Below are 26,138 nucleotides of genomic sequence, written 5' to 3' on the forward strand. Positions count from 1 at the left end.
CGCGCCCGGCCCCTGTGATCACCGCGCGCAACCAGGACGTATCGTCCTCGGTGTGAGCGATGTGCCCCCCGCGACCACGACACCGGAAGACCGACAGGTGACCTCCGACATCTCCGGAAGACCGGTGACCGGCGACGATCCGGCCCTGCGGGCGGCCTACCGACTGTGCCGGCGCCGGACGAGGGACCAGGACCCGGCGGAGTACGCGCTGATCCAGCTGGTGCCGGCGGCCCTGCGCCCGGCGCTGCACGCCCTGTGGGCGGCCGCCAGCGCCCTCGACGACCTGGGCGACGACCGCACCGCGCCCGCCGCCGAGCGCGCCGCCCGGGTCGAGGCCTGGATCACCGCCCTGCACCGCGAACTGCCCGCCGGCTCCAGCCCCGACCCGGTCCGCCACGCCCTGGTGGACACCGCGAACCGCTGGCGCCTCGACCTGTCCGAACTGCGCGACGCCATGGCCCAGGTCCGGGACGACACCCGCGGCAGGAGCTTCGCCGACTGGGCGCAGTGGCGCGCCTGGGGCCGGGACAACCTCCTGCCCTGGTTCGGCCAGGTCCGCACGGTCTTCGACCGGGCCGGTGTCCCCGTGGCGCTGCGTCTGGACACCCGTGAGACCTATGAGGAGTTCCTCGACGGCGTCCGGCTCACCGACATCCTGACCGACCTGTCCGCCGATCTCGCCCAGGGCGACCTGCTGCTGCCCGCCGAGGCCCTCGACCGGCACCCCGGGGCCGCCGCCGACCTCGCGCGGCTGCGCTGGAGTCCCGCCGTCGCCGCCCTGGTGACGCACCTGACCGGTCTGGCCCGGCAGTGGGTGACCCAGGAGTCCCTCACCCGCGGCATGCACCCCGGGCCCGCGACGGTCCTGCACACCATGGCCGCCCTGCTGCGCGCCCAGCTCGACGCCGTCGACGCCGCCGGTCCGGCCCTGCTGCGCTCCCCGCCCCGACCCGCGCTGCGCACCCGCGCCCGCATCCTCGCCCCGGCCCGCACCCGCGCGGCCCTGGCCTGGAGCCTGACCCCGCTGACGGTGCCGCCACGGCGCCGGCCCGGGCCGCAGGCATCACCGCAGGCCGCCCGGCCGGCACCCACCGGCGTCTTCCGGCAGCCACCGCCCCACCCCAGCGGCGAGCAGCCGCCCGAGATCCCGCCGGACCGGCTGCCCGGCCACGTCGCGGTGATCATGGACGGCAACGGACGCTGGGCCCAGCAGCGCGGGCTGCCCCGGCACGAGGGACACCGCGCCGGTGCCGCCACGGTCCGCGAGGTGGTGCACGGCGCCCTGGAGATCGGCCTGCGCCATCTGACGCTCTACACGTTCTCCACCGAGAACTGGCACCGCGACCCGGAGGAGGTCGACGCGATCCTCGACCTCCTGCGCGCCGAACTGGCCGAGAACCCCTTCCGCGACCTCGACGTCCGGCTGCGCTGGCACGGCCGCGCGGGGCGGCTGCCCCCGGACCTGGTCGATCTGCTCCATCTGCGGGAGCGCACCACCCGAGCCCGCACCGGCCTGACGCTGACGATGTGCATCGACTACGGCGGCCGGGACGAGCTCACCCGTACGGCCGCCGCCCTGGCCCAGCGGGCCCGGGCCGGTCATCTTCAGCCGCATCTGATCGCCGAGGACGACTTCGCACGCCATCTGCCCCTGGGGGACCTGCCGGACGTGGACCTGCTGTGGCGCACCGGCGGCGAACAGCGCGTGTCGAACTTCCTGCCCTGGCACACCGCGTACGCCGAGCTGCACTTCACCGAGGGGCTGTGGCCCGACGCGGACCGCCGCGACCTCTGGCAGGCGATCACCGCGTTCACCCACCGCCAGCGCCACCACGGTGCGACACCGGCCACGGCGGGATCCGCCGCGGGCACCCCGGCCGCCCCCGCCGACGGACCGTCAGCAGCGCACACCACGGCGGCTCCTGCGGCGGGGCCGGGCGAGTGAAGGGGGTGGGCCGCTCGGGAGCGGCACCGTCGCTCTCGCGCGCTCGCGAGTAGAAACGGTTCTGCGCGGGTAGCGCGTGGTGGGGCGGGTGGGACTCGAACCCACGGCCGACGGATTATGAGTCCGCTGCTCTAACCGGCTGAGCTACCGCCCCATAGCGGCGTGTCGCGTACATGTGTGCGCGCCGTCTGCCGCAGCATAGCCGCTCATACGATCTCCTGCTTCGGCTGGGCGGCTTCGCACGGCCTACGTGACCTTGAGGACTGCGCCGGGTGCCGCGCGGTTCCCGGGACAGCGGAACGGACATGAAAAAGGACCCCTGAGAGGGGCCCTCGTTCAACCTGCTCCCCCGACTGGACTCGAACCAGTAACCTGCCGGTTAACAGCCGGCTGCTCTGCCAATTGAGCTACGGAGGACCGAGCTCCCCGGACTGGACTCGAACCAGTAACCTGCCGGTTAACAGCCGGCTGCTCTGCCAATTGAGCTACCGAGGAAGGTCTCGTATGCATCGAACGTGGCTACCCGGGTATTCGCCAGGGGGCGCGCGTTCGCTGCGACACATACATTAGCGCAAGCAGGGGGGTGCTCCGCCAATCGGTACTCCCCGGCACCGACGCCGCACCGGAGACCTACGCAAGGAAAGGGTGGCCGCCATGCGTTACCGGCTCACGTTTGTCGCCGGAGTCGTCCTGGGTTACGTGCTGGGCACGAGGGCCGGACGCGAGCGCTACGAGCAGCTGAAGAAGTCAGCCCGGCAGCTCGCTCAGAACCCCGCCGTCCGCAACACCGCGGAGACCGCGGCCCACCAGGGCCGTGAGTTCGCGGGCAAGGCGTACCACGTGGTGAGTGACAAGGTCGGCGACCGGGTCCCCGAGTCGGTGGCGGACCGGGTCCGTCACCTGCGCGACCGGGCCACCCACAACGGCGGCCAGGACGACTGGGGCACGAGCAATACGTAACGGTTCCGCTGTGGTGCCGGGCGGGGGCTCGTCCTCAGGGGCGCGGGGAACCGCGCGACCAGCCACGACGAGCCCGCAGCCGCCCCTGGACGAGAGCCCCGACGGCGCCCACGGCCCGAGCCGGCGCAGCGGTACGGCAGAATTTTGGCCATGGGGATAGTCGCCGGGTTGGACAGTTCGCCCGATTTCACTCGTATCGTCGTCTGTGACACGGATACCGGAGCCGTGCTCAGGCAGGGATATGCACCGCATCCGGTGGAGAGCCCCGAGGGCGGCGGCCGGCCGTCGGACGTCGACCCGCAGGCCTGGCTGCTCTCGCTGGGCGAGGCCGCGGGGGGCGGCCTGTTGGAGGGTGTGCAGGCCATCGGCGTCTCGGCGCAGCAGAACGCCGTCGTGCCGCTGGACGCGCAGGGGAACACCGTCCGCCCGGCGATGGTCGGCGGCGACAAGCGCACCCAGGTCGCCGCGGCCGATCTGGTCGACGCGCTCGGCGGGCGCGAGGCGTGGGCGCAGGCGGTGGGGTCCGTGCCGCAGGCCGCGCAGCCGATCACCAAGCTGCGCTGGCTGGCCCGGACCGAGCCGGAGAACGCGCAGCGCACCGCGATCCTTCTCCAGGCACACGACTGGCTGGTGTGGCAGCTGCTGGGCCGGCCGGTCAGGAGGACCACCGACCGGGGCGGGGCGTCCGGCACCGGCTACTGGTCGGCGGCCACCGGCGGCTACCGGCCCGACCTCGTGGAGCTGGCGCTCGGGCACCAGGTGATGCTGCCGGAGGTGATCGGACCGGCGGACGCGGCCGGTACGACGCCGGAAGGGCTGCTGATCTCCGTGGGGACCGGCGAGACCATGGCGGCGGCGTTCGGTCTCGGCATCGGTCTGGGTGACGCGGTGGTGTCGCTGGGCGCGTCCGGGTCCGTGATGGCCGTCCACCCCGAGGCGCTGGTCGACGGGTCCGGGATGATCACCGCGCTCGCGGACGCGACCGGCATGCACCTGCCCGTCGTCACCACCCTGAACGCCGTACGGGCGCTGCGCGGGGCCGCCGAGCTGCTGGGGCTGCCCGATCTGGAGAGCCTGTCCGACCTGGCCATGAAGTCGACTCCCGGGTCGCACGGCCTGGTGCTGCTGCCCTATCTGGAGGGTGAGCGGACGCCGAACCTGCCGCACACCGCCGGGACGCTGGCCGGCCTCAGGCGCGAGTCGATGAAGGCGGAGCACCTGGCGCGGGCCGCGTTCGAGGGCATGCTGTGCGGGCTCGCGGACGCGCTGGACGTGCTGCGCGGCCGGGGCGTCGACGTGCGGCGGGTGTTCCTGCTCGGACCTGCCGCCGAACTGCCCGCCGTGCAGGCCGCGGCTCCCATGCTGTTCGGGACGCAGGTCGTCGTGCCGCAGCCCGCGGACTACGCGGCGATCGGTGCCGCCCGCCAGGCGGCCTGGGCGCTCGGGGCCTCGCAGGGCACGCTCGACGTGCGCAATCCGCCGGCCTGGCAGGGCGCGGTGGCGCAGGTGCTGGAACCCGGGGAGGAACTGGCCGTGGGGCAGGCGGTGCGGCAGCAGTTCGTGGCGGTACGGGAGCAGACGCACCCCGGGGCCCTGTGACCTCTTGACCGCTTGTTGGGTTAATTCGGTTGAGGTAACGCGGGTGGAGTGTTCGACGATAGGGGCCAGGGGCAACCACTGGCCCCGTCGTCCACTCCGAGAGAAGCAGCGTGCTCATACGACTCCTGCGGACCTGTCTCAGGCCCTACAAGAGACCCATCGCTCTCCTGGTGCTGCTGCAATTCCTGCAGACCTGCGCCACGCTCTATCTGCCCACGCTGAACGCGGACATCATCGACCAGGGTGTCGTCAACGGCGACACCGGCTACATCCTGGGCTACGGCGGCGTGATGATCGGCATCTCGCTGGTCCAGGTCGTGTGCAACATCGGCGCCGTGTACTACGGCGCCCGTACGGCGTCGGCACTCGGGCGGGACCTGCGGGCGTCCGTGTTCGACCGGGTGCAGTCGTTCTCCGCGCGTGAGGTCGGTCACTTCGGGGCGCCGTCGCTGATCACCCGGACGACGAACGACGTCCAGCAGGTGCAGATGCTGGCGCTGATGACGTTCACCCTGCTGGTGTCGGCGCCGATCATGTGCGTGGGCGGCATCGTGCTGGCGCTCGGTCTGGACGTGCCGCTGTCGGGGGTGCTGGTCGCGGTCGTGCCGGTGCTGGGCGTCTGCGTGACGCTGATCGTGCGGCGGCTGCGGCCGCTGTTCCGGTCCATGCAGGAGCGGCTGGACTCGGTGAACCGGGTGCTGCGCGAGCAGATCACCGGCAACCGTGTGATCCGGGCCTTCGTCCGGGACGAGTACGAGCAGCAGCGCTTCCGGAAGGCCAACACCGACCTCACGGACTTCGCGCTGGGCACCGGCAACCTGCTCGCGCTGATGTTCCCGATCGTCATGACGGTGGTGAACCTGTCGTCGATCGCCGTGGTGTGGTTCGGCGCGCACCGCATCGACAGCGGCGGGATGCAGATCGGTGATCTGACGGCGTTCCTGGCCTATCTGATGCAGATCGTCATGTCCGTGATGATGGCCACCTTCATGTTCATGATGGTGCCGCGCGCGGAGGTGTGCGCCGAGCGCATCCAGGAGGTGCTGGACACCTCCTCGAGCGTCGTGCCGCCGTCGGCGCCGGTGCGGGAGCTGCGCCGGCACGGGCATCTGGAGATCCGGGGGGCGGGCTTCCGTTACCCGGGTGCCGAGGAGCCGGTGCTGCGGTCGGTGGACCTGGTGGCCCGGCCGGGTGAGACGACCGCCGTCATCGGCTCGACCGGCAGCGGCAAGTCCACCCTGCTCGGGCTGGTCCCGCGGCTGTTCGACGCGACCGACGGGCAGGTGCTCGTCGACGGGGTCGAGGTGGCGGAGATCGACCCGAAGCTGCTCGCCAAGACAGTCGGGATGGTGCCGCAGAAGCCGTATCTGTTCGCGGGGACGGTGGCGACCAATCTGCGCTACGGCAATCCGGACGCCACCGACGAGGAGCTGTGGCACGCGCTGGAGGTGGCGCAGGCCAAGGAGTTCGTGGAGCGGCTTGAGGGCGGTCTCGACTCCCCGATCGCCCAGGGCGGGACGAACGTCTCCGGTGGTCAGCGCCAGCGGCTCGCGATCGCCCGGACGCTGGTGCAGCGGCCCGAGATCTACCTCTTCGACGACTCCTTCTCGGCGCTCGACTACGCCACGGACGCCGCGCTGCGGGCCGCGCTGTCCCAGGAGACCGCCGAGGCGACCGTGGTGATCGTGGCCCAGCGGGTGTCGACCATCCGGGACGCCGACCGGATCGTGGTCCTCGACGAGGGCCGGGTCGTCGGAACCGGCCGGCACCACGAGCTGATGGCGGACAACGAGACCTACCGGGAGATCGTGCTCTCCCAGCTCACGGAAGCGGAGGCTGCCTGATGGCGGGGCCCATGGGGCGGATGATGGCCGGGGGCGGCCCCGACCAGCGCTCGCTGGACTTCAAGGGATCGGGCAAACGGCTCGTCGCGCGGTTCCGGCCGGAGCGCGTGACCATCTACGTGCTGCTGCTGTGCGTGGTGCTCAGCGTCGGCCTCAACGTCGTCGGTCCGAAGATCCTCGGCAAGGCCACCGACCTGGTCTTCGCGGGCATCATCGGGCGCGGCATGCCCGAGGGGGCGTCCAAGGACCAGGTCCTGGAGCAGATGCGGCAGCGCGGTGACGGTGACGAAGCCGACATGCTGCGCAGCACCGACTTCACCCCGGGCGAGGGCATCGACTTCACGGCCGTCGGGCATGTGCTGCTGCTCGCGCTGGGTGTGTTCACGGTGGCCGGGCTGCTGATGGCGGTGGCGACGCGGCTGGTGAACCGGGCCGTGAACCGAACCATGTTCCGGATGCGCGAGGACGTGCAGACGAAGCTGTCGCGGCTGCCGCTGTCGTACTTCGACCAGCGCCAGCGCGGCGAGGTGCTGTCCCGGGCGACCAACGACATCGACAACATCGGGCAGACCCTCCAGCAGTCGATGGGCCAGCTCATCAACTCGGTGCTGACCATCATCGGCGTGCTCGCGATGATGTTCTACGTCTCCTGGATCCTGGCGCTGGTCGCGCTGGTGACCGTGCCGCTGTCGTTCGTCGTGGCGACGCGCGTGGGCAAGCGGTCGCAGCCGCACTTCGTGCAGCAGTGGCGCTCCACGGGCCAGTTGAACGCGCACATCGAGGAGATGTACACCGGGCACGCCCTGGTGAAGGTGTTCGGGCGGCAGGAGGAGTCGGCGCGGCAGTTCGCCGAGCAGAACGACGCGCTGTACGAGGCGGGGTTCAAGGCGCAGTTCAACAGCGGGGTGATGCAGCCGCTGATGATGTTCGTGTCGAACCTCAACTACGTGCTGGTCGCGGTCGTGGGCGGGCTGCGGGTGGCGTCGGGATCGCTGTCCATCGGTGATGTGCAGGCGTTCATCCAGTACTCGCGGCAGTTCTCCATGCCGCTGACGCAGGTGGCGTCGATGGCGAACCTGGTGCAGTCGGGCGTCGCCTCGGCGGAGCGGGTGTTCGAGCTGCTCGACGCCGAGGAGCAGGGCGCCGACCCGGTGCCGGGCGTGCGGCCCGAGGAACTGCGCGGGCAGGTGGCGCTGGAGCACGTGTCGTTCCGCTACGACCCGGACAAGCCGCTGATCGAGAACCTGTCGCTGAAGGTCGAACCGGGGCAGACGGTGGCCATCGTCGGCCCGACCGGCGCCGGCAAGACGACCCTGGTCAACCTGCTGATGCGGTTCTACGACGTCACGGGCGGGCGGATCACCCTCGACGGCGTCGACATCGCGCGCATGTCCCGGGACGAACTGCGGGCCGGGATCGGCATGGTGCTCCAGGACACCTGGCTGTTCGGCGGCACGATCGCGGAGAACATCGCGTACGGCGCGTCCCGGAAGGTGACCCGCGGCGAGATCGAGGAGGCGGCCCGGGCGGCGCACGCGGACCGGTTCGTGCGGACGCTGCCGGACGGGTACGACACGGTCATCGACGACGAGGGGACGGGGGTGAGCGCGGGTGAGAAGCAGCTCATCACCATCGCCCGGGCCTTCCTGTCCGACCCGGTGATCCTGGTGCTGGACGAGGCGACGAGTTCCGTCGACACCCGTACCGAGGTGCTCATCCAGAAGGCGATGGCCAAACTGGCGCACGGGCGTACGTCGTTCGTCATCGCCCACCGGCTGTCGACGATCCGGGACGCGGACACGATCCTGGTGATGGAGAACGGGTCGATCGTGGAGCAGGGCGCGCACGAGGAGCTGCTCGCGGCCGGCGGCGCCTACGCGCGGCTGTACCAGGCGCAGTTCGCGCAGGCGGTGGCCGAGGTCGACTGAGTCGCGTTCCGGGGGGTGCCGGTGGTGTCGTGGGGCGGCTGCGGGCCGGTGGGGGCTGGTCGCGCGGTTCCCCGCGCCCCTTGGGGACGTTCAGCCGGCGCCCTTCACTCCAGATAGCCCCGCAGCTGGTCCGTTAAGGCGTGGTCCCGCAGCTTGTTGAGGGTCTTGGACTCGATCTGCCGTATCCGTTCCCGCGTCACACCGAAGATGCGGCCGATCTCCTCCAGGGTGCGGGGGCGGCCGTCCGCCAGGCCGTAGCGGAGCTGGACGACCTTCCGCTCCCGCTCCCCCAGGGTCGACAGGACCGCTTCCAGGTGCTCCCTGAGCAGCAGGAACGCGGCCGACTCCACGGGGCTGGCGGCGTCGCCGTCCTCGATGAGGTCGCCGAGGGCGACGTCGTCCTCCTCGCCCACGGGCGCGTGCAGCGACACCGGCTCCTGGGCCAGGCGCAGGACCTCGCTGACCCGCTCGGGCGCCAGCTCCAGGTGGGCCGCGACCTCCTCGGGTGTCGGCTCGTACCCCCGCTCCTGGAGCATGCGGCGCTGCACCCGCACCACCCGGTTGATGAGCTCCACGACATGGACGGGGACGCGTATCGTGCGGGCCTGGTCGGCCAGGGCGCGGGACATGGCCTGCCGGATCCACCAGGTGGCGTACGTGGAGAACTTGTAGCCGCGGGCGTAGTCGAACTTCTCCACCGCCCGGATGAGGCCGAGGTTGCCCTCCTGGACGAGGTCGAGCATGGTCAGGCCGCGGCCGACGTAGCGTTTGGCGACGGAGACGACGAGCCGCAGGTTCGCCTCGATCAGACGGCGCTTGGCCATCCGGCCCATGACGACGAGCCGGTCCAGGTCGAGGGCCAGCTGGCTGTCCAGGTCGGGGGTGAGCCGCAGCTTCTCCTCGGCGAACAGGCCGGCCTCGACGCGGCGGGCGAGTTCGACCTCCTCGGCGGCGGTGAGCAGGGGGATGCGGCCGATCTCCCGCAGGTACTGGCGGAACAGGTCCGAGGAGGGGCCGCCGGTCTCGGTGCGCGCCGGCGGGACGACGGCTTCGGGGGGCTCGGCCGTCTCGATGGCCTCGGCGGGCGGTTCCTCCGGCTCGGGCTCCGACTCGGGGTGGTGCGCGGCGCGGCTCTGGGCCGGAACCCCGGACAGGGCGTCGGCCTCCGTGTCCGGGGAGGTGCCGTCGGCGCCGGGGGCAGCACCGACGTCGGTCTGGGTGAGGGTCTGGGTCTGCACGGGGGCGACCTCCAGGATGATCGCTGCCAAGGAGGGCGGCAGCGGTACTTCGGGGGCGGAGTCGACGGCCTCGCCGCTTTCCGTCCCGTACGCGATGAGCGGAACCGCGGGGGTCTGGGACCCGTCGGTGACGGATCGGCCGCGCTCCGAGGACTCAGGCACCGCAACCCAGTGTGGGGTAAGACACATCGTCGCCACGAGGGGCGTGCGAGGACTTTTTGCTTCCGGTCCGTGACCGCGTGGTCGCCCCTCGTGGAAAACCCGGATGCCTCACGCGCCCCTGGTCTGCGACGATCGTCCGGTGTCCGCCTCCCTGTACGAGTCGCATGTGACGGTCCGCTGCGCCGGCCCCGACGAGCTCGCCCGGCTGCGCCGCTGGGCGGCGGGGGGCGGGTTCAAGCTCACGCACATCGTGCTGGCCAGGGGCCGGATGCGCGACCAGCCCATGCTCACCCTGTCCGGTTCGCCGTCGTACGCCGGTGAGTTGACGCGCGTACGGGACGTGGTCGCGCGTTTGCGGGCGGACGGTTTCGATCCGGTGCGCGTGAAGATCGAGTCGTCGCCCTGGGCGTCGGAGGTGCCGCGCCGGCCCTGCGGCGACGGACGGTACTTCGAGCACCATGTGAAGCTGCGGCTCACCGCGGACACCGGCCTGGCGGCTCTCGCGGCGCGCGTCACGCCGCACGGCGCCCATCTGTCCTGGAACGCCCGGCGGGTGCGGGGCGAGCAGCACGAGCGGTTCGTGACCCAGCGCTGCCACGCGGTGGACGCCGAGGGCGCAGGCCGGGCGCTGGAGCGACTGCTGACCGAGCTGCGCGGCTGTGAAGTGCTCGGCGTGGAGCGGGAGTTCGTGCTGCACGACAGTGATGTCTCGGTGGACGAGGGATGGTTGGAGGAGCCGGTGGTGGTACGGACATGACCGGGACGGCGTGGGAGGGGTTCGGCTGGCGCAGCACCGAGATCCCCCGGGAGCCGCTGGACGACGCCACCCGCAGGACGGGACACCTGCCCAGGACGCTGCGCCCGGTACCCGGCGACGACGTGGTGCAGCGCCCCGTCTTCGACCCGGCCCTGAAGCACCTCCACAACGCCTACCGCGCCACGGATCCGTGCTTCACCGACCCGGCGCGGGACGAGGCGTGGCGGGCGGCCCGCCGGCAGGCGCTGCACCTGGTGCTGGCCGCGATCAGCGACTCGCCATGGGTGGACTCGCTGGTGCTGCGGGGCAGCGTGCTGATGTCGGCGTGGTTCGGGGAGGCCGCGCGCGAGCCCGGTGACCTGGACTTCGTCGTCGTTCCGCACACCTGGCGCATGGAGGACGGCCGGACGGACCGGATGCTGAGCGGGATCGCGGCGGCAGCGCAGGAACTGGCCGAGGCACGGGGACCGGGGGTCGGGATCTCGGCGCGGGGAGCGGTCGCCGAGGAGATCTGGACCTACGACCGCGTGCCCGGCCGGCGCATGGTGCTCCCCTGGGGCGCGCCCGGCCTGCCCGGCGGCCACGTTCAGCTGGACTTCGTCTTCAACGAGCGGCTGCCCGAGGAGCCCGAGCCGGTCGAGCTGCCGGGCGGTGCGCTCGTCCAGGCGGCCACCCCGGAGCTGTCGCTGGCGTGGAAGCTGCTGTGGGTGATCAACGACGCGCACGTCCAGGGCAAGGACCTGTACGACGCCGTCCTGCTGGCCGAGCGGTACCCGTTGCGCTACGAGCTGCTGCACGAGGTGTTCCGGCTGACGGGCGAGTGGCCCTACCCGTACCGCGAGCGGATCCTGCTGGAGCACGTGGAGTACGCCGTCGGGCATGTGGAGTGGGAGCACTTCGTCACCGAGTACCCGCGGTTCAGGTACGACGAGCACTCGTTCGCCGAGCGGCTGGTGCGGGCCGTGGCGCCGGCCTTCGGGAAAGCAGGGACCTGACCGGGGTCAGAGCGCGGCGGCGCCGTGCTCCCGCAGGCTCTGGTCGTACTGCTGGAGGACCCACAGTTCGTTCTGCACGGCGGCGAGCTCGGCCGGGTCGCCGTGGGTGCCCAGGCGGGTGAGCCGGCCCGTGATGTCGCGGATGCGGCGCTCGACGGCCCGGCGGCGCACCGTCACCAACTGGGCGCCCGCGTAGGTCTCGTCGACGCCCTTCACGCCCCTGTGGAGCATGATCGCCTCGACGGCCAGCTCCGTCACCATCGCGCGGACCGCGTCGTCCGGGGCGGCCTCACGGACCCGGACCAGGTAGCCCTGGGGGTCCGCGACGCCCGGTTCGGCGCCGCCCGCGTCCTGGATGGCCTGGCGGACGGCGGCGTAGGGCGGGGCGGTGAACTCGTCCACGCCGTAGGCGTCGAAGGCCGGGGAGACCAGCTCGGGGCGCTGGAGGGCGAGTTTGAGCAGTTCCCGCTCGGTGGCGAAGACCGGGTTGCGCAGGTTCAGGGCCGGGCCGCGGGTGGGGGCCGGCCGGGACGGGCCGGCGTACTGCTGTCCCTGCTGGTGCCGCTCGGGGGCCGGGCCCTTGCCGCCGCGGTCGCGGGCCCAGCGGGCCAGCTGCGCCACGCGCTTGACCACGAACTGGGTGTCGAGGATGCCGAGCATGCCGGCGAGCTGCACGGCGACCTCGTGCTGGGCGCCGCTGTTCTTGATGCGGGCGACGATCGGGGCGGCCTCGTCCAGCGCGGAGGCGCGGCCGGCCGGGGTGTCGAGGTCGTAGCGGCTCACGATCTGGCGCAGCGCGAACTCGAAGAGCGGGGTGCGGGGCTCGACCAGGTCGGCGACGGCCTCGTCGCCCTTGGCCAGGCGCAGGTCGCAGGGGTCCATGCCGTCCGGGGCGATGGCGATGTACGTCTCGGCGGCGAACTTCTGGTCGTCCTCGAAGGCGCGCAGGGCCGCCTTCTGGCCGGCGGCGTCGCCGTCGAAGGTGAAGATGACCCGCGCCGAGCCGTTGTCCATCAGGAGGCGGCGGAGGATCTTGATGTGGTCGGTGCCGAAGGCGGTGCCGCAGGTGGCGATGGCGGTCGTCACGCCGGCGAGGTGGCAGGCCATGACGTCCGTGTAGCCCTCGACGACGACCGCGCGGGACGCCTTGGCGATGTCCTTCTTCGCCAGGTCGATGCCGTAGAGGACCTGGGACTTCTTGTAGATCGCCGTGTCGGGTGTGTTGAGGTACTTGGGGCCGTTGTCCGACTCGTAGAGCTTGCGGGCGCCGAAGCCGACGACGTCGCCGCCGATGTCGCGGATGGGCCACATCAGCCGGCCGCGGAAGCGGTCGATGGGGCCGCGGCGGCCCTCCTGGGCGAGACCGGAGAGCAGGATCTCCTTGTCGCTGAAGCCCTTGCCCCGCAGGAAGCGGGTGAGGTGGTCCCAGCCCTGGGGGCTGTAGCCGACGGAGAAGTGCTGGGCGGCGGCCTGGTCGAAGCCGCGCTCGGCGAGGAACTGGCGTCCGGCGTCGGCCTCCGGGCTGGTGGCGAGCTGCTCCACGTACCAGTCGGCGGCGATCTTGTGGGCCTCGACCAGGCGGATCCGCTCGCCGCGCTGGTGGGAGGGGTTGTAGCCGCCCTCCTCGTAGCGCAGGGTGATGCCCGCCTGACCGGCCAGGCGCTCGACCGCCTCCGAGAAGGTGAGGTGGTCGATCTTCATCACGAACGTGATGGTGTCGCCGCCCTCCTGGCAGCCGAAGCAGTGGAAGAACCCCTTGCTCGGGCTGACCTGGAAGGACGGTGACTTCTCGTCGTGGAAGGGGCACAGACCCTTGAGGTTTCCGCCGCCCGCGTTGCGCAGCTGGAGGTACTCGGACACCACGGCGTCGATCGGGACCGCGTCCCGTACCGCCTTCACGTCCTCGTCGTTGATCCGTCCTGCCACGCGTGAATTCTACGGGGACGGACCGACACCTACGGTGCGAGGCTTTCCAGCGGTACGTGCGGGTCCGCCAGGGACTCGGTGTCCACCCGGGCCCTGGAGCGGATCAGGCGCTGGATCTTGTCCGTGACGTCCCACACGTTGACGTTCATCCCGGCCAGCACCCGGCCCTCCTTCACCCAGAACGCGATGAACTCGCGCTTCCCGGCGTCCCCGCGGATCACCACCTGGTCGTAGGCGCCCGCGGGCGCCCAGCCGGAGTACTCCATGCCCAGGTCGTACTGGTCGGAGAAGAAGTAGGGCACCCGGTCGTACGTCACGTCCCGGCCCAGCATGGAGCGGGCGGCGGCCGGTCCGCCGTTGAGGGCGTTGGCCCAGTGCTCGACGCGCACGCGCGTGCCGAAGAGGGTGTGCGGGAAGGAGACGACGTCACCGGCGGCGTAGACGTCCGGGTCGGAGGTGCGCAGCCGCTCGTCGACGACGATGCCGCCGCCGTGGGCCCGGTCGGCGGTCTCCAGGCCCGCCGCCTCCGCGAGGTGGGTGCGCGGGGCCGCGCCGATCGCCGCCAGCACGTCGTGCGCCGGGTGCTCCTCGCCGTCGTCGGTGCGGGCCGCGAGGACCATGCCGTCCTGGCCGACGATCTCCGTCAGCCGCCGGCCGAAGTGGAAGCGCACCCCGTGCTCACGGTGCAGGTCGGCGAAGAGGGCGCCGAGCTCCGGGCCCAGCACGCCGTGCAGGGGGGTCGGCCCGTGCTCGACGACGGTGACCTCCGCGCCGTACTCGCGGGCGGCCGCCGCCACCTCCAGGCCGATCCAGCCGGCGCCGGCGATGACGAGGTGGCCGTTGTCCCGGCCGAGGTTGGTCAGGACGTGTTTGAGGCGCTCGGCGTGGGCGAGGCGGCGCAGGTGGTGCACGCCCGCCAGGTCCGTGCCCGGGATGTCGAGGCGGCGGGGTTCGGCGCCGGTCGCCAGGAGCAGCTTGTCGTAGCGGACGACGGTGCCGTCCTCGCCGAAGCGGACCGTCTTCGCCGTACGGTCGATCCGGTCGACGGTCTGGCCGAGGTGCAGCTCGATGTCGTGCGCCGCGTACCAGGCGGGTTCGTGCACGAAGACGCTGTCGCGTTCCTCCTTGCCGAGGAGGTAGCCCTTGGACAGCGGCGGGCGCTCGTAGGGGTGGTCGCGTTCGTCGCAGATCAGTATCACGCGGCCGGTGAAGCCCTCCGCGCGGAGCGTCTCGGCCGCCTTGGCGCCGGCCAGTCCGCCTCCGACGATGACGAATGTCTGATCCGCGTCGACCACTTGGTGCCTCCTCGTCAGGGTGTCGCCACTTGCGAGCGTCCCGCACGGAGCGTGATGCGGGAAGAGGGAGTGACCCGATCAGGCCACGGAGGGTCACATGCGGGGGTGCTCACGTCCCGCCCGTCGCGTCAGTCTCACCCCTGCCCTGTCAGACGGGCGTGAAGCGAACGGGCGGAGAGGTCGGTGAGGGAGGCGATCTGGTCGACGATCACCCGTTTGCGCCCCCTGTCGTCCGCCGCCCGGTCGAACAGGGAGCGGAACTGCGGGTCCAGGCCGTCCGGGGCGCGGGCGGTGAGCGCCTCGGCCAGTTCGGCGACGACGATCCGCTGGTCGGCGCGCAGCCGCTCCTGCTCGGCGCGCTGCATGACGTAGAGGTCGGCGACCGCCTTGAGGACGGCGCACTCCATCCGGGTCTCGCGCGGGACGACGAGCTCGGCGGAGTACCGGGTGAGCCGCCCGTCGCCGTACGCGGCGCGGGTCGCGGTCTCGGCGGCCAGGCAGAAGCGGCCGATGAGCTGGCTGGTGGCGTCCTTCAGCCGGGCCTGTGCGACGGCGGTGCCGTCGTAGCCGTGCGGCCACCACTCCTGGGCGAGGAGCCGGTCCAGGGCCTCGGAGAGCTCGGCCGGGTCGGTGCCGTCGGGGACGTAGCGGCCGAGGGCGACCTGGAAGACGTCCCGTCGTTCGGGGTCGGCGTGCAGGCAGTTGGGGTCGATGTGGCCGGCGTGCAGGCCGTCCTCCACGTCGTGCACCGAGTAGGCCACGTCGTCGGACCAGTCCATGACCTGCGCCTCGAAGCAGGTACGGGTGCCGGGGGCGTCCTTGCGGAGCCAGTCGAAGACCGGGCGGTCGTCCTCGTAGACACCGAACTTGCGTGAGGCCGGGTCGGTCGGGTGGGCGCCGCGGGGCCAGGGGTACTTCGTCGCGGCGTCCAGTGTGGCGCGGGTGAGGTTGAGGCCGACGGAGCCCTCGGGAGTGAACCGCTTGGGCTCGATGCGGGTGAGGAGCCTGAGGGACTGGGCGTTGCCCTCGAAGCCGCCGCAGTCGGCCGCGAACTCGTTGAGGGCCTGCTCGCCGTTGTGCCCGAAGGGCGGGTGCCCCAGGTCGTGCGAGAGGCAGGCCGCTTCCACGAGGTCCGGGTCGCAGCCGAGGGCCGCGCCGAGCTCGCGGCCGACCTGGGCGCATTCGAGGGAGTGGGTGAGGCGCGTGCGGGGGCTGGCGTCCCAGGCGGAGCCGAGGCTGCCGGGCGTCACCACCTGGGTCTTGCCGGCGAGGCGTCGCAGGGCGGCGGAGTGGAGGACCCGGGCCCGGTCGCGTTGGAACGCGGTGCGGCCGGGGCGTTTGTCGGGTTCAGGGGCCCAGCGGTCGACTGACGTCGGGTCGTAGGCGAGGGGGTGTTGTGCGGTGCCGTCCATGTGACGACAGTAAGCGCGTCTGCGTGTGCCGGGATTTCATTTCGGGCGGGTGCGGGAGGTTTGTGGCTTGTCGCGCAGTTCCCCGCGCCCCTGAGGGCGCGACCCCCCGCCCCGTTTCAGGCCGAGGCCAGTATCGGTTCAGCCGCTGCCGTCAGGGCTTCCTCGTAGCGGTGGAGGAGGAGCCGGGCCATCGCCGGGTGGGTGCCCAGGGGGGCCGCTGCTATCCATGGGGCCGCCTGGGCGCACTCCGTGGCGAAGCGGCCCGGGGCCGTGAAGCAGGACGCCAGGGCTATGTGGCGGCGGCCCCTGGCCAGGAGGGTGCGGACCGCGGTCTGGACCGTGGGGGTCGCGGCCGAGGCGTAGGCCGGGATGACCGGGACGCCGAGCCGGGTCGCCAGGAGGTGGGCGGTGCGGCCCGTGTCCGATTTCGCGTCCGGGTCGCGGGAGCCCGCAGCGGCGAGGACGACCGCGCTGGTGCGGTGGGGTGTCCCGCCCCAGCCGGCTTCCGTGAGGCGGGCCTCGAGGGCGTCGACCAGGAGCGGGTGGGGGCCCAGGGGGGCGGCGAGGTGGGTGCGGGCCGGGGAGGCGGCGGCCATCTCGGGGATGTCCTGCTTGACGTGGTAGCCGCGGCTGAGCAGGAGGGGGACGAGGACCGCCTCGCTGTCACCGAGGGCGGCGAGCGTGTCGGGGAGCAGGGGGGCGTTGAGTTCGATGTGGCCCAGGTGCACCGGCACGTCGGGGCGCAGGGCCCGGACCCGGTCGAGGAGCGCGCTCACGGTGCTCAGCGCGCGGGGGTCGCGGCTGCCGTGGGCCACGACCACGAGGGCGGGCGGGGCCGGGCGGCGCGGGGCGGGCGGCGGGACGAGGGTGAGCTGACTGGGCATGCACCGATGGTCGCGGCGCCACGTTGCCTTCCCGTTGCCTGGGCGTCACGGGTGTTTTCCGGCGGTTCACGATGCGGGACGGGGGGTGTGTGAGGTGGCGTGAGCTGCGGTTGCCTGAAACGGGGTGAAGCTGGTCACGCGGAGGCGGATGAACCGGGCGGCCCGGGAGCACGTCCTCGACTGTCGAGGGGCCGACCTGGGGAGGGACCGTGCGATGCGTGGTGTGACGTTGCGCCGGCCGCGGCTGCCGCGGAGCCGGCGCGGGCAGCGCAGGCTGGTGCAGGCCGTGATGGCCGGGTGCGTGCTCGCGCTGCTTCCGGCGACGTGGATGTACGCCGTCGCGGGCGACCGGCTGCGTACGGCGGCGGACGTGCCGCGTACCGACGTGGCCGTGGTGTTCGGAGCCGGGTTGTGGCAGGGGGAGCCCTCGCCGTACCTCGCGCACCGGCTGGACGCGGCGGCGAAGCTGTACCGGCAGGGGCGGGTGGAGGTGGTGCTCGTCACAGGGGACAACAGTCGTGAGGACTACGACGAGCCGGACGCGATGCGCGTGTATCTGACGCGCCACGGGGTGCCCGACGGGCGGATCGTCAGCGACTACGCCGGGTTCGACACCTGGGACTCCTGCGTGCGCGCGAAGAAGATCTTCGGGGTGGACGAGGCCGTGCTGATCAGCCAGGGCTTCCACATCCGGCGGGCGGTGGCGCTGTGCGAGGCGGCGGGGGTCACCTCCTACGGCGTCGGGGTGGACGCGGTGCACGACGCGACCTGGTACTACGGGGGCGCCCGGGAGATCCTCGCCGCCGGGAAGGCCGCTCTGGACGCGGTGTTCCGGCCGGATCCCCGGTTCCTCGGGCCGCGGGAGCCGGGGGTGGAGAGGGCCTTGGCGGCAGCCGAAGACCCTCTCCGGTGACCGGGCCCGTCAGCGTCCGCCGAAGCGCGGCGTGCGCTTGTCCAGGAACGCCGCCATGCCCTCCTTCTGGTCGTCGGTGGCGAACAGGGCGTGGAACACGCGGCGTTCGAAGCGGACCCCGTCGCGCAGGCCGGTTTCCAGGGCCCGGTCGACGCACTCGCGGGCGGCCCTGACCGCCGCGCGGCCGTAGGAGGCGATCGCCGCCGCCGCTTCGAGGGCCTCGGGCAGCACCCGTTCGTCGGGGACCACACGGGAGACGAGACCGCAGCGTCCAGCCTCCCGCGCGTCCATGGTGCGGCCGGTGAGGACCAGGTCCATCGCCTTCGCCCGGCCGACGAGCCGGGTCAGCCGCTGGGTGCCGCCGATGCCGGGAATCACGCCCAGCTTGATCTCGGGCTGGCCGAAGACCGCCGACTCCCCCGCGACGACCAGGTCGCACATCATCGCCAGCTCACAACCGCCGCCCAGGGCATGGCCGTTGACGGCGGCGATCTTCGGGGTGCGGAGGTCGGCGAACTGTTCCCAGTCGGCGAAGTAGTCCTCGGCCGCCATGTCGACGGCCGACCTCCCCGCCATCTCCTTGATGTCGGCGCCCGCCGCGAAGACCGTGTCCGAACCGGTGACGACGAAACAGCCGACCTCGGGGTCCGCGTCCAACGGGCGCAGAGCGCCGAGGAGTTCGGACAGCAGCTGTGAGCTGAGCGCGTTGCGTACGTGCGGGCGGTGCAGACGCACGGTCACCACCCGGCCGTGCCGTTCGAGCTTCAGGTTGTTCATGGACATCCCCTTTCTACGAGTCCCAGATCGCGCCGTACGCGGGAATCCCCCGCCGTTCCAGGCCGTGGACCACCTGCCAGGTCAGCTTCTTGTTGGAGATGCAGATGACCGCCTCGGCGCCGAAGTCCCGGAAGGCCTCATGGGCCAGGCGCACCATGTCGGGCTTGCCGTGCCGGGAGGTGTCGTGGATCAGGGCGTCCGGCTGGGCGGCGAGGATCTCGTCGACCAGGGCGTCGCCGTAGGTCGCGCGGGGGTCGCGGGTCGCCCAGACCAGCCGGGAGGGCACCTGCGCGGCGAGCAGGTGGGGCAGGCAGGGGCCGATGCCGCTGCCGGTGGCGACGTAGACCACCTTGGTGAACAGGACCTCGATGTTGGCGACGCCTGCCGTGGTGATGCCCTTGACCCACACCCGCTCGGGCAGGTCGTCGATGAAGGCGCCGGTCCAGTCGCCGGCACGGGAGATCGTGAGCCGGAAGCCCGGCTCGCCGGGGGTGGGGACGTTGGCGAAGGAGTGCCATTCCTTCAGCGGACTGCGGCTGATCGCGGTGGAGGAGCCGGCGAAGGGGGTCTCGCCGTGGTCGAAGCGGGCCAGCACGACGTGGGAGGAGGGGCGTTCGAGGTGGACGTCCACCTTGCGCAGCCGCAGCCAGGGCAGGGCGACGCTGAAGGTGATCACTGTCAGCACGCCGACCTCCCAGGGGCCCGGTGACGACAGCAGGGTGTGGGTCCAGAACAGGGCCAGGGCCGCCCAGCCGCCGAAGCGGTGGATCCTCTCGAACCGGTCGTGGTGGCGGGAGCGGAAGGGCGGCAGGGCGGTGGCCACGACGAGCGTGAGGAGGGCGATCAGTGTCCAGCCGACGGCCGTGCGGGGGCCGTGGGGCGTCGTGAGCGTCAGCGCCAGGAACCAGGCCGTCCCGGCCAGCGCCCCGCCGACGTGCAGTCCGCCGAAGTGGTACACCTTGCCGAGCGTCCAGCGGATCCGCAGCGGCCAGCTCGTCGGTGCCGAGGTCGCCAGCCGGAACAGCGCGTTGATGACGTACTGCTGGCGTACGACGACGGCGAGGGCGAGGTTGGCCAGGGCCGCGTGCCCGAGGGTCGGCGCGGCCAGGGGCCAAGCGGCCGCCGTGAAGGCCGCGTTGGCGAGCAGGACCAGGGCCGCCAGGCGGTTGTAGTGCATCAGGCGGGGGTGCTTGAGCAGGCGGCGGGGGCCGGGCAGGAGCGGAGGGAGCCCACCGGTGGCGTGCCGGCTCCGGGGAGGGGACGTGGTCATGGCGCCACCGCCACGCGCTGCTCGATCATGCGCAGCAATGCCTGTTTGTCGACCTTGCCTCGGTCGGTCTCGGGCAGGAGGGCCAGCGGCAGGATCTGTTCGGGGACGCAGTAGTACGGCAGGGCGTGCGCGACCGCGCGGCGGGCCGCGTCCGGGTCGACGTCCGCCGGGCAGACGAAGGAGACCAGGGTGCGGGCGTCGCGCTTCAGGGTGACGGCCCGGGTGCAGCCGGCGGCGGACTCCAGGACGGCGGAGACGGAGTCGAGTTCGACGCGGAAGCCGCGCACCTTGACCTGGTCGTCGGTGCGGCCGAGGTGCTCCAGCTCGCCTTCGGGGGTCCAGCGGCCGAGGTCGCGGGTGCGGAACATACGGCGGCCGCCGCCCAGGAACGGGTCGGGGGCGTAGCGCTCGGCGTTGAGGGCGTCGTCGCCGAGGTAGCCGGCCGAGACGCAATCGCCGCCGGCCCACATCTCGCCGGGTTCGCCGATGGGCACGGGGCGGCGGTCGGCGTCGAGGACGTAGACCGTGTTGTTGGGGGTGGGGCGGCCGATGGTGAGCAGCGGGGCGTGCGGGTCGTGGCGGCTCATCGTGTTGACGATCGTCGTCTCCGTCGGGCCGCAGCCGTTGAAGAAGGCGGCCTGCCGGGCCCACCGGTCGGCCAGCGGGCGCGGGCAGGGTTCCCCCGCGACGGCGACGGTGCGCACCCGCGGGCAGGCGGCCGGGTCGAGGCCGGACAGCACGGTCGGCGTCGCGACGAGCACGTCCGCCGTGCGGGCCGCCGCGGCGAGGTTCTTGCCGCGGATGACGAGCGTGCCGCCCTGGGTGAGGCAGCCGAGGATCTCCCAGGCGGCCATGTCGAAGGCGATGTTGAGGAGCTGGGCGACCCGGTCGCCGGGCCGGACGCCGAGGCCGCCCGGGGCGGTGAGCAGGAGGTTGGCGACGTTGCGGTGGGTGACCTTCACCCCGTTGGGGCGGCCGGTGGTGCCGGAGGTGAACAGGACGTAGGCACCGTCGTCGCCGGTGACGCGGACGTGCGGGGCCGGGGCGTACGGCAGCGGTTCGTCGAGCGGGAGCAGCAGATGGCCGTCCGGCAGCGGCACGCGCGGGGCGTGCTCGGCGAGGGTGAGGACGACCCGGGTGCGGGCGGTGCGGATGACGTGGGTGAGCTGGGCCGGGGGCGCGAGACCGAGGTCCTGCGGGACGTAGGCGGCGCCGGCCTTCAGGATGCCGAGCAGGCCGACCAGCATCGGAATGGAGCGGCGCACGAACAGGCCGACGTGGTCGCCGGGGCGGACGCCCTCGTGGACCAGGCGGGCGGCGAGGGCTGCGGCGTGCCGGTCGAGTTCGCCGTAGGTGATGCGGGCGCCCTGGTGCTCGGCGGCCACGGCGTGCGGGCGGGCCGTGGCGTGCCGGGCGACGGCGTGGTGCAGGAGCGGGTCGGGGACGGGGACGGTGGGTCCCCGGCCGTACTGCCGGAAGAGCCGCTGGTCGCGGGGGGTCAAGTGGCGCAGAGGCATGGCCGAATGGCCTCCTGGCTGTTTCGAGGTCGGATTGCCACCTGCGGGCCGGCCGCGGGTGGATGCTGCCGTGAGCGGCGGGCATGCCCGGGTGTCGAACGCCGTGCGGAGTCGTGCGAGCGCTGCGCGTAGCGAGAGCGTAGTGCGGCTGCTTCAACACTCAACTAGGTCGGACCGGCCAAGAAAGGAACGCAATGAGCCACATGTGGCGTTCTTCGCCCCAGAGGCAACGTCCGTGCCGGTCGGCGGCGACTTGAAGGAGGGTGGGCCTGTGCCTGAAACAGACAGCGGGCTCCTGCCTCACGCGGGCGGGGCGGCGGCGGGGAGGTTGCCGTCCCGGCCGCGTAACAGGGAACCGTCCCGGGCGTAACACGGCCGACGCACGCTGAAGGGCATGCAGAACACCGCGACGCCCACGCACTGCCCGTACTGCGCCTTGCAGTGCGGGATGAACCTGACGCCCGCGCCGGACGGGACCGTCGAGGTGGGCGAACGCGCGGACTTCCCGGTGAACCGGGGCGCGCTGTGCGGCAAGGGCCGGACGGCCGCGGCGGTCCTGGCGCCCGGCGTGCGTCTGACCTCCCCGTTGGTGCGTGATGAAGGCGGCGCGCTGGTGCCGGCCACCTGGGACCGGGCGCTGCACCGGATCGCCGCGGGGCTGGGCCGCACACGCGCCGAGCACGGGCCGGACGCGGTCGGGGTGTTCGGCGGGGGCGGGCTGACGAACGAGAAGGCGTACGCGCTCGGCAAGTTCGCGCGGGTCGTGCTCGGCACGTCCCAGATCGACTACAACGGCCGTTTCTGCATGTCGTCGGCGGCGGCCGCCGGCATCAAGGCGTTCGGGCTCGACCGGGGGCTGCCCTTTCCGCTGGAGGACATCCCGAAGACGGGCTGCGTGATCCTGGTCGGGTCGAACCTCGCCGAGACCATGCCGCCCTCGCTGCGGTTCTTCACCGAGCTGAAGGAGAACGGCGGCACGCTGATCGTGATCGATCCGCGCCGCACCAGGACGGCCGAGCAGGCGGACCTGCACCTTGCGCCCCGGCCGGGCACGGACCTGGCCCTCGCCCTGGGCCTGCTGCACCTGGTGATCGCCGAGGGGCGGGTGGACGAGGAGTACGTCCGGGAGCGCACCACCGGCTGGGAGGACGCGCGGGCGGCGGCGATGGCGCACTGGCCGGAGTACGTGGAGCGGATCACGGGGGTGTCCGTTCCTCAACTCCGCCAGACGGTCCGGATGTTCTGCGAGCCGGAGTCGGCGATGGTGCTCACCGCCCGGGGGCCCGAGCAGCAGTCCAAGGGCACGGACACGGTGGGTGCGTGGATCAACCTGTGTCTGGCGACCGGCCGGGCGGGCCGCCCGCTGTCCGGGTACGGCTGTCTGACCGGGCAGGGCAACGGGCAGGGCGGGCGCGAACACGGGCAGAAGGCCGACCAGTTGCCGGGCTACCGCAAGCTCGACGACCCGGCGGCCCGGGCGCATGTCGCCGAGGTGTGGGGGGTCGACCCGGACAGCCTGCCCGGCCCGGGGCGCAGCGCGTACGAGCTGCTGGACGCACTGGGGACCGACATCAGGTCCCTGCTGCTGATGGCGTCCAACCCGGTGGTGTCGGCGCCGCGGGCCGCGCACATCGAGGAGCGCATCAGGTCGCTGGACTTCCTGGCGGTCTGTGACGTGGTGCTCTCGGAGACGGCGGCGCTCGCGGACGTGGTGCTGCCGGTCACCCAGTGGGCGGAGGAGACGGGCACGACGACCAGCCTGGAGGGCAGGGTGCTGCTGCGGCGCCGGGCGATCACCCCGCCCGCCGGTGTCCGCAGCGACCTGGAGGTGCTGCACGAACTGGCCGCCCGCCTGGGCGTGGAGAAGGGCTTCCCGACGGACCCGGAGGAGGTCTTCGAGGAGCTGCGCCGGGCGTCGGCGGGCGGGGCGGCGGACTACTCGGGGATCACCTACCGCAGGCTGGCGCAGGAGGACGGGGTCTTCTGGCCCTGTCCGGCGACGGTGGAACCGGACGGGGCCGCCCCGCCGGAGGCGGTGGAGGGAGGCGAGGACGCCCTGCTGGACGCGCCGCTGCCGGACGACCCCGCCCGGGAGACACCGGCCGCGCACCATCCGGGCACGCCCCGCCTCTTCCTCGACCGCTTCGCCACGCCGGACGGCCGGGCCCGCTTCGTGCCGGTCTCGCACCGGGCGATCGCCGAGGAGCCCGACGACGAGTACCCCGTGCTGCTCACGACCGGGCGGGTCGTGGCGCAGTACCAGTCCGGGGCGCAGACCCGGCGGGTGGCGGAGCTGAACGCCGCCGCTCCCGGGCCGTTCGTGGAGCTGCACCCGCGGCTGGCGGCCCGGCTGGGCGCCGCCGAGGGTGATCCGGTCGCCGTGGTGTCGCGGCGGGGCCGGGCCGTGGCGCCCGCGAGGATCACCAACGCCATCCGGCCCGACACCGTCTTCATGCCCTTCCACTGGCCGGGTGAGGGACGGGCCAACACCCTCACCAACCCCGCGCTCGATCCGACGTCGCGGATGCCGGAGTTCAAGGCGTGCGCGGTGCGGCTGGAGGCGGTGCGGCCGTAGCAGCGGTCAGCTCACCACGACGGCCTTCCAGGCCGCCGCCACCGCCTTGTGCTCCGCGGTACCAGGCCTTGGACCGGGGCGTTGATGTCGACCGCGAGTCACGGCGGAAGCGGACATGGCATGTCCATAGCCCCGCTGTGCAGGTGCGTGAGGGTGCAGAATCGTTCCTGTGGCCCTCCCCTTCTTCGTCTACGGCACCCTCCGTCCGGGGGAGGTCAACCACGACCTCCTGCTGCGCGGCCGCACCCGCTCCGAGGAGCCGGCCCGGCTCGCGGACGCCGTGCTGTACCAGGGGCCCGGCTACCCGTACGCCGTCGGGGAAGCGGGCGGCGGCCCGGTCAGCGGGGAGCTGGTCACCGCGCTGCCGGAGGCGTACGAGGAGCTGCTCGCCGAGCTGGACCGGCTGGAGGAGTACGTGCCGGGGGATCCGCGCAGTCTGTACGAGCGCGTCGAGCGGAAGGCCGTACGGGCGGCCGACGGGGCGGCCGTGCGGGCCTGGGTGTACGTGGCCGCGCCCGCCGTCGCCGCGCGGCTGCGGGCCCGGGGACAGGTGATCGCGAGCGGCGACTGGCGGGCACGGGAGTGAGGCGTGCGGCGCCGGCCCGGGCGAGGGCCGGCGTGCGCGCGGCCGACTCAGCCGCCGTAGGGCCTGCTCCGCCTGGCCTCCCGCAACGCGAGCCCCCACCACACCAGTTGGTCCAGCATGACCTTCGCCGCCGCGTTCGGTCCGGACGGATCGCGCAGGGTGCCCCGGTCGTCGAAGGAGGCGCCGGCGTTGTGGAAGGAGACCGTGTCGCGGACCGTCACGGCGTGGAGCTCGGCGAAGACCTGGCGGAGGTGCTCCACGGCGCGCAGGCCGCCGGACACGCCGCCGTAGGAGACGAGGCCCACGGGCTTGGCCTGCCACTCGGTGAAGTGCCAGTCGACGAGGTTCTTCAGGCCCGCCGGGAAGGAGTGGTTGTACTCGGGGGTGAGGACCACGAAGGCGTCCGCGCCGGCCAGCTTCGGGGTCACGGCGGACAGCGCGGCACTGGCCTCGGCGGTCGGTTCGAGGGACATCGGCAGCGCGACCTCGGCGACGTCCACGACCTCGGCGACCAGGTCGTCCCGGTCCCGGATGCGATCGAGGAGCCAGTTGGCGACGACGGGCCCGAAGCGGCCGTGCCGGTTGCTGCCCACGACGAGGGTCAGGCGGATCGGGTCCGCGGGGGTCTGCCGGGCGGTTGCTGAATCGGTCTGAGTCGGGTTCATGCGCCCAGCCTCGTACCTCAACCTTTGTTGAGGTCAAGCGCCGTCGCGCACACCCGGGTCACCCGTTCACCCGCGCGCCCCGCGCTTTTTAGCAGCCCGCCCGCCCTCACCCCCTGTGACCTGGCGAAACGGCCAGGAACAGAGGCCGGACAGCACGGTCCCCGACACCCGTTCACCCCAATTCTGACGCTCCCTCAGCAAGCGCGGCCGTGCCGCTGCCCGTTACCTCGGAAGGGCAGGCGCACGAACGAACCGCTCGAGGGAGCACCGATGCGACGTACCGCCCGGCCGCTGACCGCCACCGCGTTCGCCGTCGCCGCGGCGGCCCTCGCCGCGGCGGGTCCCGCGTACGGCGCGTCCGCCGACGGCCTGGAGGTCTCCCCCGCCTCGGTCGTGCCCGGCGGTCAGGTCACGGTGCGTACGGCGGACTGCGGCGACGGCGGCCCGGCGACGGGCGACGCCAGCGCGGTCGGGGCCGGTTCGCTCAGCCTGGCACCGGACGCCTACGGACAGGACGCCACCGGCGCGTTCAGGGTGCCGTCGAGCGCGCAGCCGGGCACGTACGAGATCACCGCGACCTGTTCCGGCAGCGGCCGGCGGATCACCGGGGACCTGGTGGTCACGCTGACGCCGGTGCGCGAGCGGGTGCATCCCCGGGGGAGTGTGAAGACGGGGGTCGGCGGCGCCTTGGGCCCCGACCCCGTGCAGACCGCGGCCGGTGTGGCGGCCCTCGCCGTCGCCGCCGCGGGCGGTACCTGGCTCCTGCATCGCCGGGCGAGAGGCGACGGGATCTGACGGACACCCTCCGCTGTCCGTCGCCGGTACCGCGTGTCCCCTCCCCCTCCGGGTCCGACGCCCCTCGCGGCCCGGAGGGGGTACGGGGCCAGCAG

General features: G+C 72.6%; 20 protein-coding genes and 3 tRNA genes. 11 read left to right on the top strand and 12 right to left on the bottom strand.

What is annotated here, in order from left to right:
- Positions 1 to 52 precede the first annotated feature (52 nt).
- Positions 53 to 1,945, top strand: coding sequence for a polyprenyl diphosphate synthase (gene uppS, locus AB0I06_RS12140; protein WP_363118664.1), 1,893 nt, complete (start codon positions 53 to 55; stop codon positions 1,943 to 1,945).
- A gap of 77 nt (positions 1,946 to 2,022) precedes the next feature.
- On the opposite strand, the gene AB0I06_RS12145 is transcribed toward uppS, so the two are convergent.
- The 3 genes from AB0I06_RS12145 to AB0I06_RS12155 all read right to left on the bottom strand — a co-directional run bounded on the left by AB0I06_RS12145 (position 2,023) and on the right by AB0I06_RS12155 (position 2,440).
- Positions 2,023 to 2,099 (bottom strand) — tRNA-Ile (locus AB0I06_RS12145).
- A gap of 190 nt (positions 2,100 to 2,289) precedes the next feature.
- Positions 2,290 to 2,362 (bottom strand) — tRNA-Asn (locus AB0I06_RS12150).
- A gap of 5 nt (positions 2,363 to 2,367) precedes the next feature.
- Positions 2,368 to 2,440, bottom strand: a tRNA-Asn gene (locus AB0I06_RS12155).
- Positions 2,441 to 2,599: 159 nt separating this feature from the next.
- On the opposite strand from AB0I06_RS12155, the gene AB0I06_RS12160 reads away from it, so the two are divergent.
- From AB0I06_RS12160 to AB0I06_RS12175, 4 genes are all read left to right on the top strand, one after another.
- Positions 2,600 to 2,905 carry a YtxH domain-containing protein gene (locus tag AB0I06_RS12160; protein WP_363118665.1) on the top strand — a complete coding sequence of 102 codons (306 nt, stop codon included), beginning with the start codon at positions 2,600 to 2,602 and terminating at the stop codon, positions 2,903 to 2,905.
- Between the two features lie 150 nt (positions 2,906 to 3,055).
- On the top strand, positions 3,056 to 4,504 hold the full coding sequence (locus AB0I06_RS12165; RefSeq protein WP_363118666.1) for an FGGY family carbohydrate kinase: 1,449 nt from the start codon (positions 3,056 to 3,058) through the stop codon (positions 4,502 to 4,504).
- Positions 4,505 to 4,614: 110 nt separating this feature from the next.
- A complete protein-coding gene (locus AB0I06_RS12170) occupies positions 4,615 to 6,348 on the top strand; it encodes an ABC transporter ATP-binding protein (protein WP_363118667.1) in 1,734 nt (577 codons plus the stop codon).
- Entirely contained in the window at positions 6,348 to 8,276 is a 1,929-nt protein-coding gene (locus AB0I06_RS12175) for an ABC transporter ATP-binding protein (RefSeq protein ID WP_363118668.1), read from the top strand. Before AB0I06_RS12170 ends, AB0I06_RS12175 begins: the two co-directional genes overlap by 1 nt.
- A gap of 104 nt (positions 8,277 to 8,380) precedes the next feature.
- Here the strand turns inward: AB0I06_RS12175 and AB0I06_RS12180 are convergent, their stop codons facing one another.
- On the bottom strand, positions 8,381 to 9,676 hold the full coding sequence (locus AB0I06_RS12180; RefSeq protein ID WP_363118669.1) for an RNA polymerase sigma factor: 1,296 nt from the start codon (positions 9,674 to 9,676) through the stop codon (positions 8,381 to 8,383).
- 103 nt (positions 9,677 to 9,779) lie between these two features.
- Between AB0I06_RS12180 and AB0I06_RS12185 the strand changes: the two genes are divergently transcribed.
- Both AB0I06_RS12185 and AB0I06_RS12190 read left to right on the top strand, forming a co-directional pair.
- Positions 9,780 to 10,433 (top strand): hypothetical protein, encoded by a 654-nt coding sequence (locus AB0I06_RS12185; RefSeq protein WP_363118670.1) that lies wholly within the window; start codon positions 9,780 to 9,782, stop codon positions 10,431 to 10,433.
- On the top strand, positions 10,430 to 11,428 hold the full coding sequence (locus tag AB0I06_RS12190) for a nucleotidyl transferase AbiEii/AbiGii toxin family protein (RefSeq protein ID WP_363118671.1): 999 nt from the start codon (positions 10,430 to 10,432) through the stop codon (positions 11,426 to 11,428). The genes AB0I06_RS12185 and AB0I06_RS12190 overlap by 4 nt, the downstream gene beginning before the upstream one ends.
- Positions 11,429 to 11,434: 6 nt before the next feature.
- Here the strand turns inward: AB0I06_RS12190 and dnaG are convergent, their stop codons facing one another.
- From dnaG to AB0I06_RS12210, 4 genes are all read right to left on the bottom strand, one after another.
- Positions 11,435 to 13,354, bottom strand: a complete 1,920-nt coding sequence (dnaG, locus tag AB0I06_RS12195) for a DNA primase (RefSeq protein WP_363118672.1) — start codon at positions 13,352 to 13,354, stop codon at positions 11,435 to 11,437.
- Positions 13,355 to 13,383: 29 nt separating this feature from the next.
- On the bottom strand, positions 13,384 to 14,649 hold the full coding sequence (locus tag AB0I06_RS12200; RefSeq protein WP_363118673.1) for an FAD-dependent oxidoreductase: 1,266 nt from the start codon (positions 14,647 to 14,649) through the stop codon (positions 13,384 to 13,386).
- 134 nt (positions 14,650 to 14,783) lie between these two features.
- Positions 14,784 to 16,061, bottom strand: coding sequence for a deoxyguanosinetriphosphate triphosphohydrolase (locus tag AB0I06_RS12205; RefSeq protein ID WP_363118674.1), 1,278 nt, complete (start codon positions 16,059 to 16,061; stop codon positions 14,784 to 14,786).
- 116 nt (positions 16,062 to 16,177) lie between these two features.
- On the bottom strand, positions 16,178 to 16,945 hold the full coding sequence (locus tag AB0I06_RS12210) for a sirohydrochlorin chelatase (protein WP_363118675.1): 768 nt from the start codon (positions 16,943 to 16,945) through the stop codon (positions 16,178 to 16,180).
- 214 nt (positions 16,946 to 17,159) lie between these two features.
- Here AB0I06_RS12210 and AB0I06_RS12215 point away from each other — a divergent pair, with 214 nt between their 5' ends.
- On the top strand, positions 17,160 to 17,858 hold the full coding sequence (locus AB0I06_RS12215) for an ElyC/SanA/YdcF family protein (protein ID WP_363118676.1): 699 nt from the start codon (positions 17,160 to 17,162) through the stop codon (positions 17,856 to 17,858).
- A gap of 9 nt (positions 17,859 to 17,867) precedes the next feature.
- Here the strand turns inward: AB0I06_RS12215 and AB0I06_RS12220 are convergent, their stop codons facing one another.
- Genes AB0I06_RS12220 through AB0I06_RS12230 form a run of 3 tightly spaced genes read right to left on the bottom strand, consistent with a single transcriptional unit; the run spans position 17,868 to position 21,422 of the window.
- Positions 17,868 to 18,635 (bottom strand): enoyl-CoA hydratase-related protein, encoded by a 768-nt coding sequence (locus AB0I06_RS12220; RefSeq protein ID WP_363118677.1) that lies wholly within the window; start codon positions 18,633 to 18,635, stop codon positions 17,868 to 17,870.
- Positions 18,636 to 18,648: 13 nt separating this feature from the next.
- Positions 18,649 to 19,905, bottom strand: a complete 1,257-nt coding sequence (locus AB0I06_RS12225) for a hypothetical protein (protein WP_363118678.1) — start codon at positions 19,903 to 19,905, stop codon at positions 18,649 to 18,651.
- Positions 19,902 to 21,422 carry an amino acid adenylation domain-containing protein gene (locus AB0I06_RS12230; protein ID WP_363118679.1) on the bottom strand — a complete coding sequence of 507 codons (1,521 nt, stop codon included), beginning with the start codon at positions 21,420 to 21,422 and terminating at the stop codon, positions 19,902 to 19,904. The genes AB0I06_RS12225 and AB0I06_RS12230 overlap by 4 nt, the downstream gene beginning before the upstream one ends.
- A 394-nt stretch (positions 21,423 to 21,816) precedes the next feature.
- Between AB0I06_RS12230 and AB0I06_RS12235 the strand changes: the two genes are divergently transcribed.
- Both AB0I06_RS12235 and AB0I06_RS12240 read left to right on the top strand, forming a co-directional pair.
- Positions 21,817 to 23,997, top strand: coding sequence for a molybdopterin oxidoreductase family protein (locus AB0I06_RS12235; protein ID WP_363118680.1), 2,181 nt, complete (start codon positions 21,817 to 21,819; stop codon positions 23,995 to 23,997).
- A gap of 169 nt (positions 23,998 to 24,166) precedes the next feature.
- Positions 24,167 to 24,583, top strand: coding sequence for a gamma-glutamylcyclotransferase family protein (locus AB0I06_RS12240; protein WP_363118681.1), 417 nt, complete (start codon positions 24,167 to 24,169; stop codon positions 24,581 to 24,583).
- 47 nt (positions 24,584 to 24,630) lie between these two features.
- Here the strand turns inward: AB0I06_RS12240 and AB0I06_RS12245 are convergent, their stop codons facing one another.
- Positions 24,631 to 25,248: an NAD(P)H-dependent oxidoreductase gene (locus AB0I06_RS12245; RefSeq protein WP_363118682.1), complete on the bottom strand. Its 618-nt coding sequence runs from the start codon at positions 25,246 to 25,248 to the stop codon at positions 24,631 to 24,633.
- A gap of 270 nt (positions 25,249 to 25,518) precedes the next feature.
- Between AB0I06_RS12245 and AB0I06_RS12250 the strand changes: the two genes are divergently transcribed.
- Positions 25,519 to 26,043 (top strand): hypothetical protein, encoded by a 525-nt coding sequence (locus tag AB0I06_RS12250; protein WP_363118683.1) that lies wholly within the window; start codon positions 25,519 to 25,521, stop codon positions 26,041 to 26,043.
- Positions 26,044 to 26,138 lie beyond the last annotated feature (95 nt).

The organism is Streptomyces sp. NPDC050674, assembly GCF_040654575.1.
GTDB lineage: Bacteria > Actinomycetota > Actinomycetes > Streptomycetales > Streptomycetaceae > Streptomyces.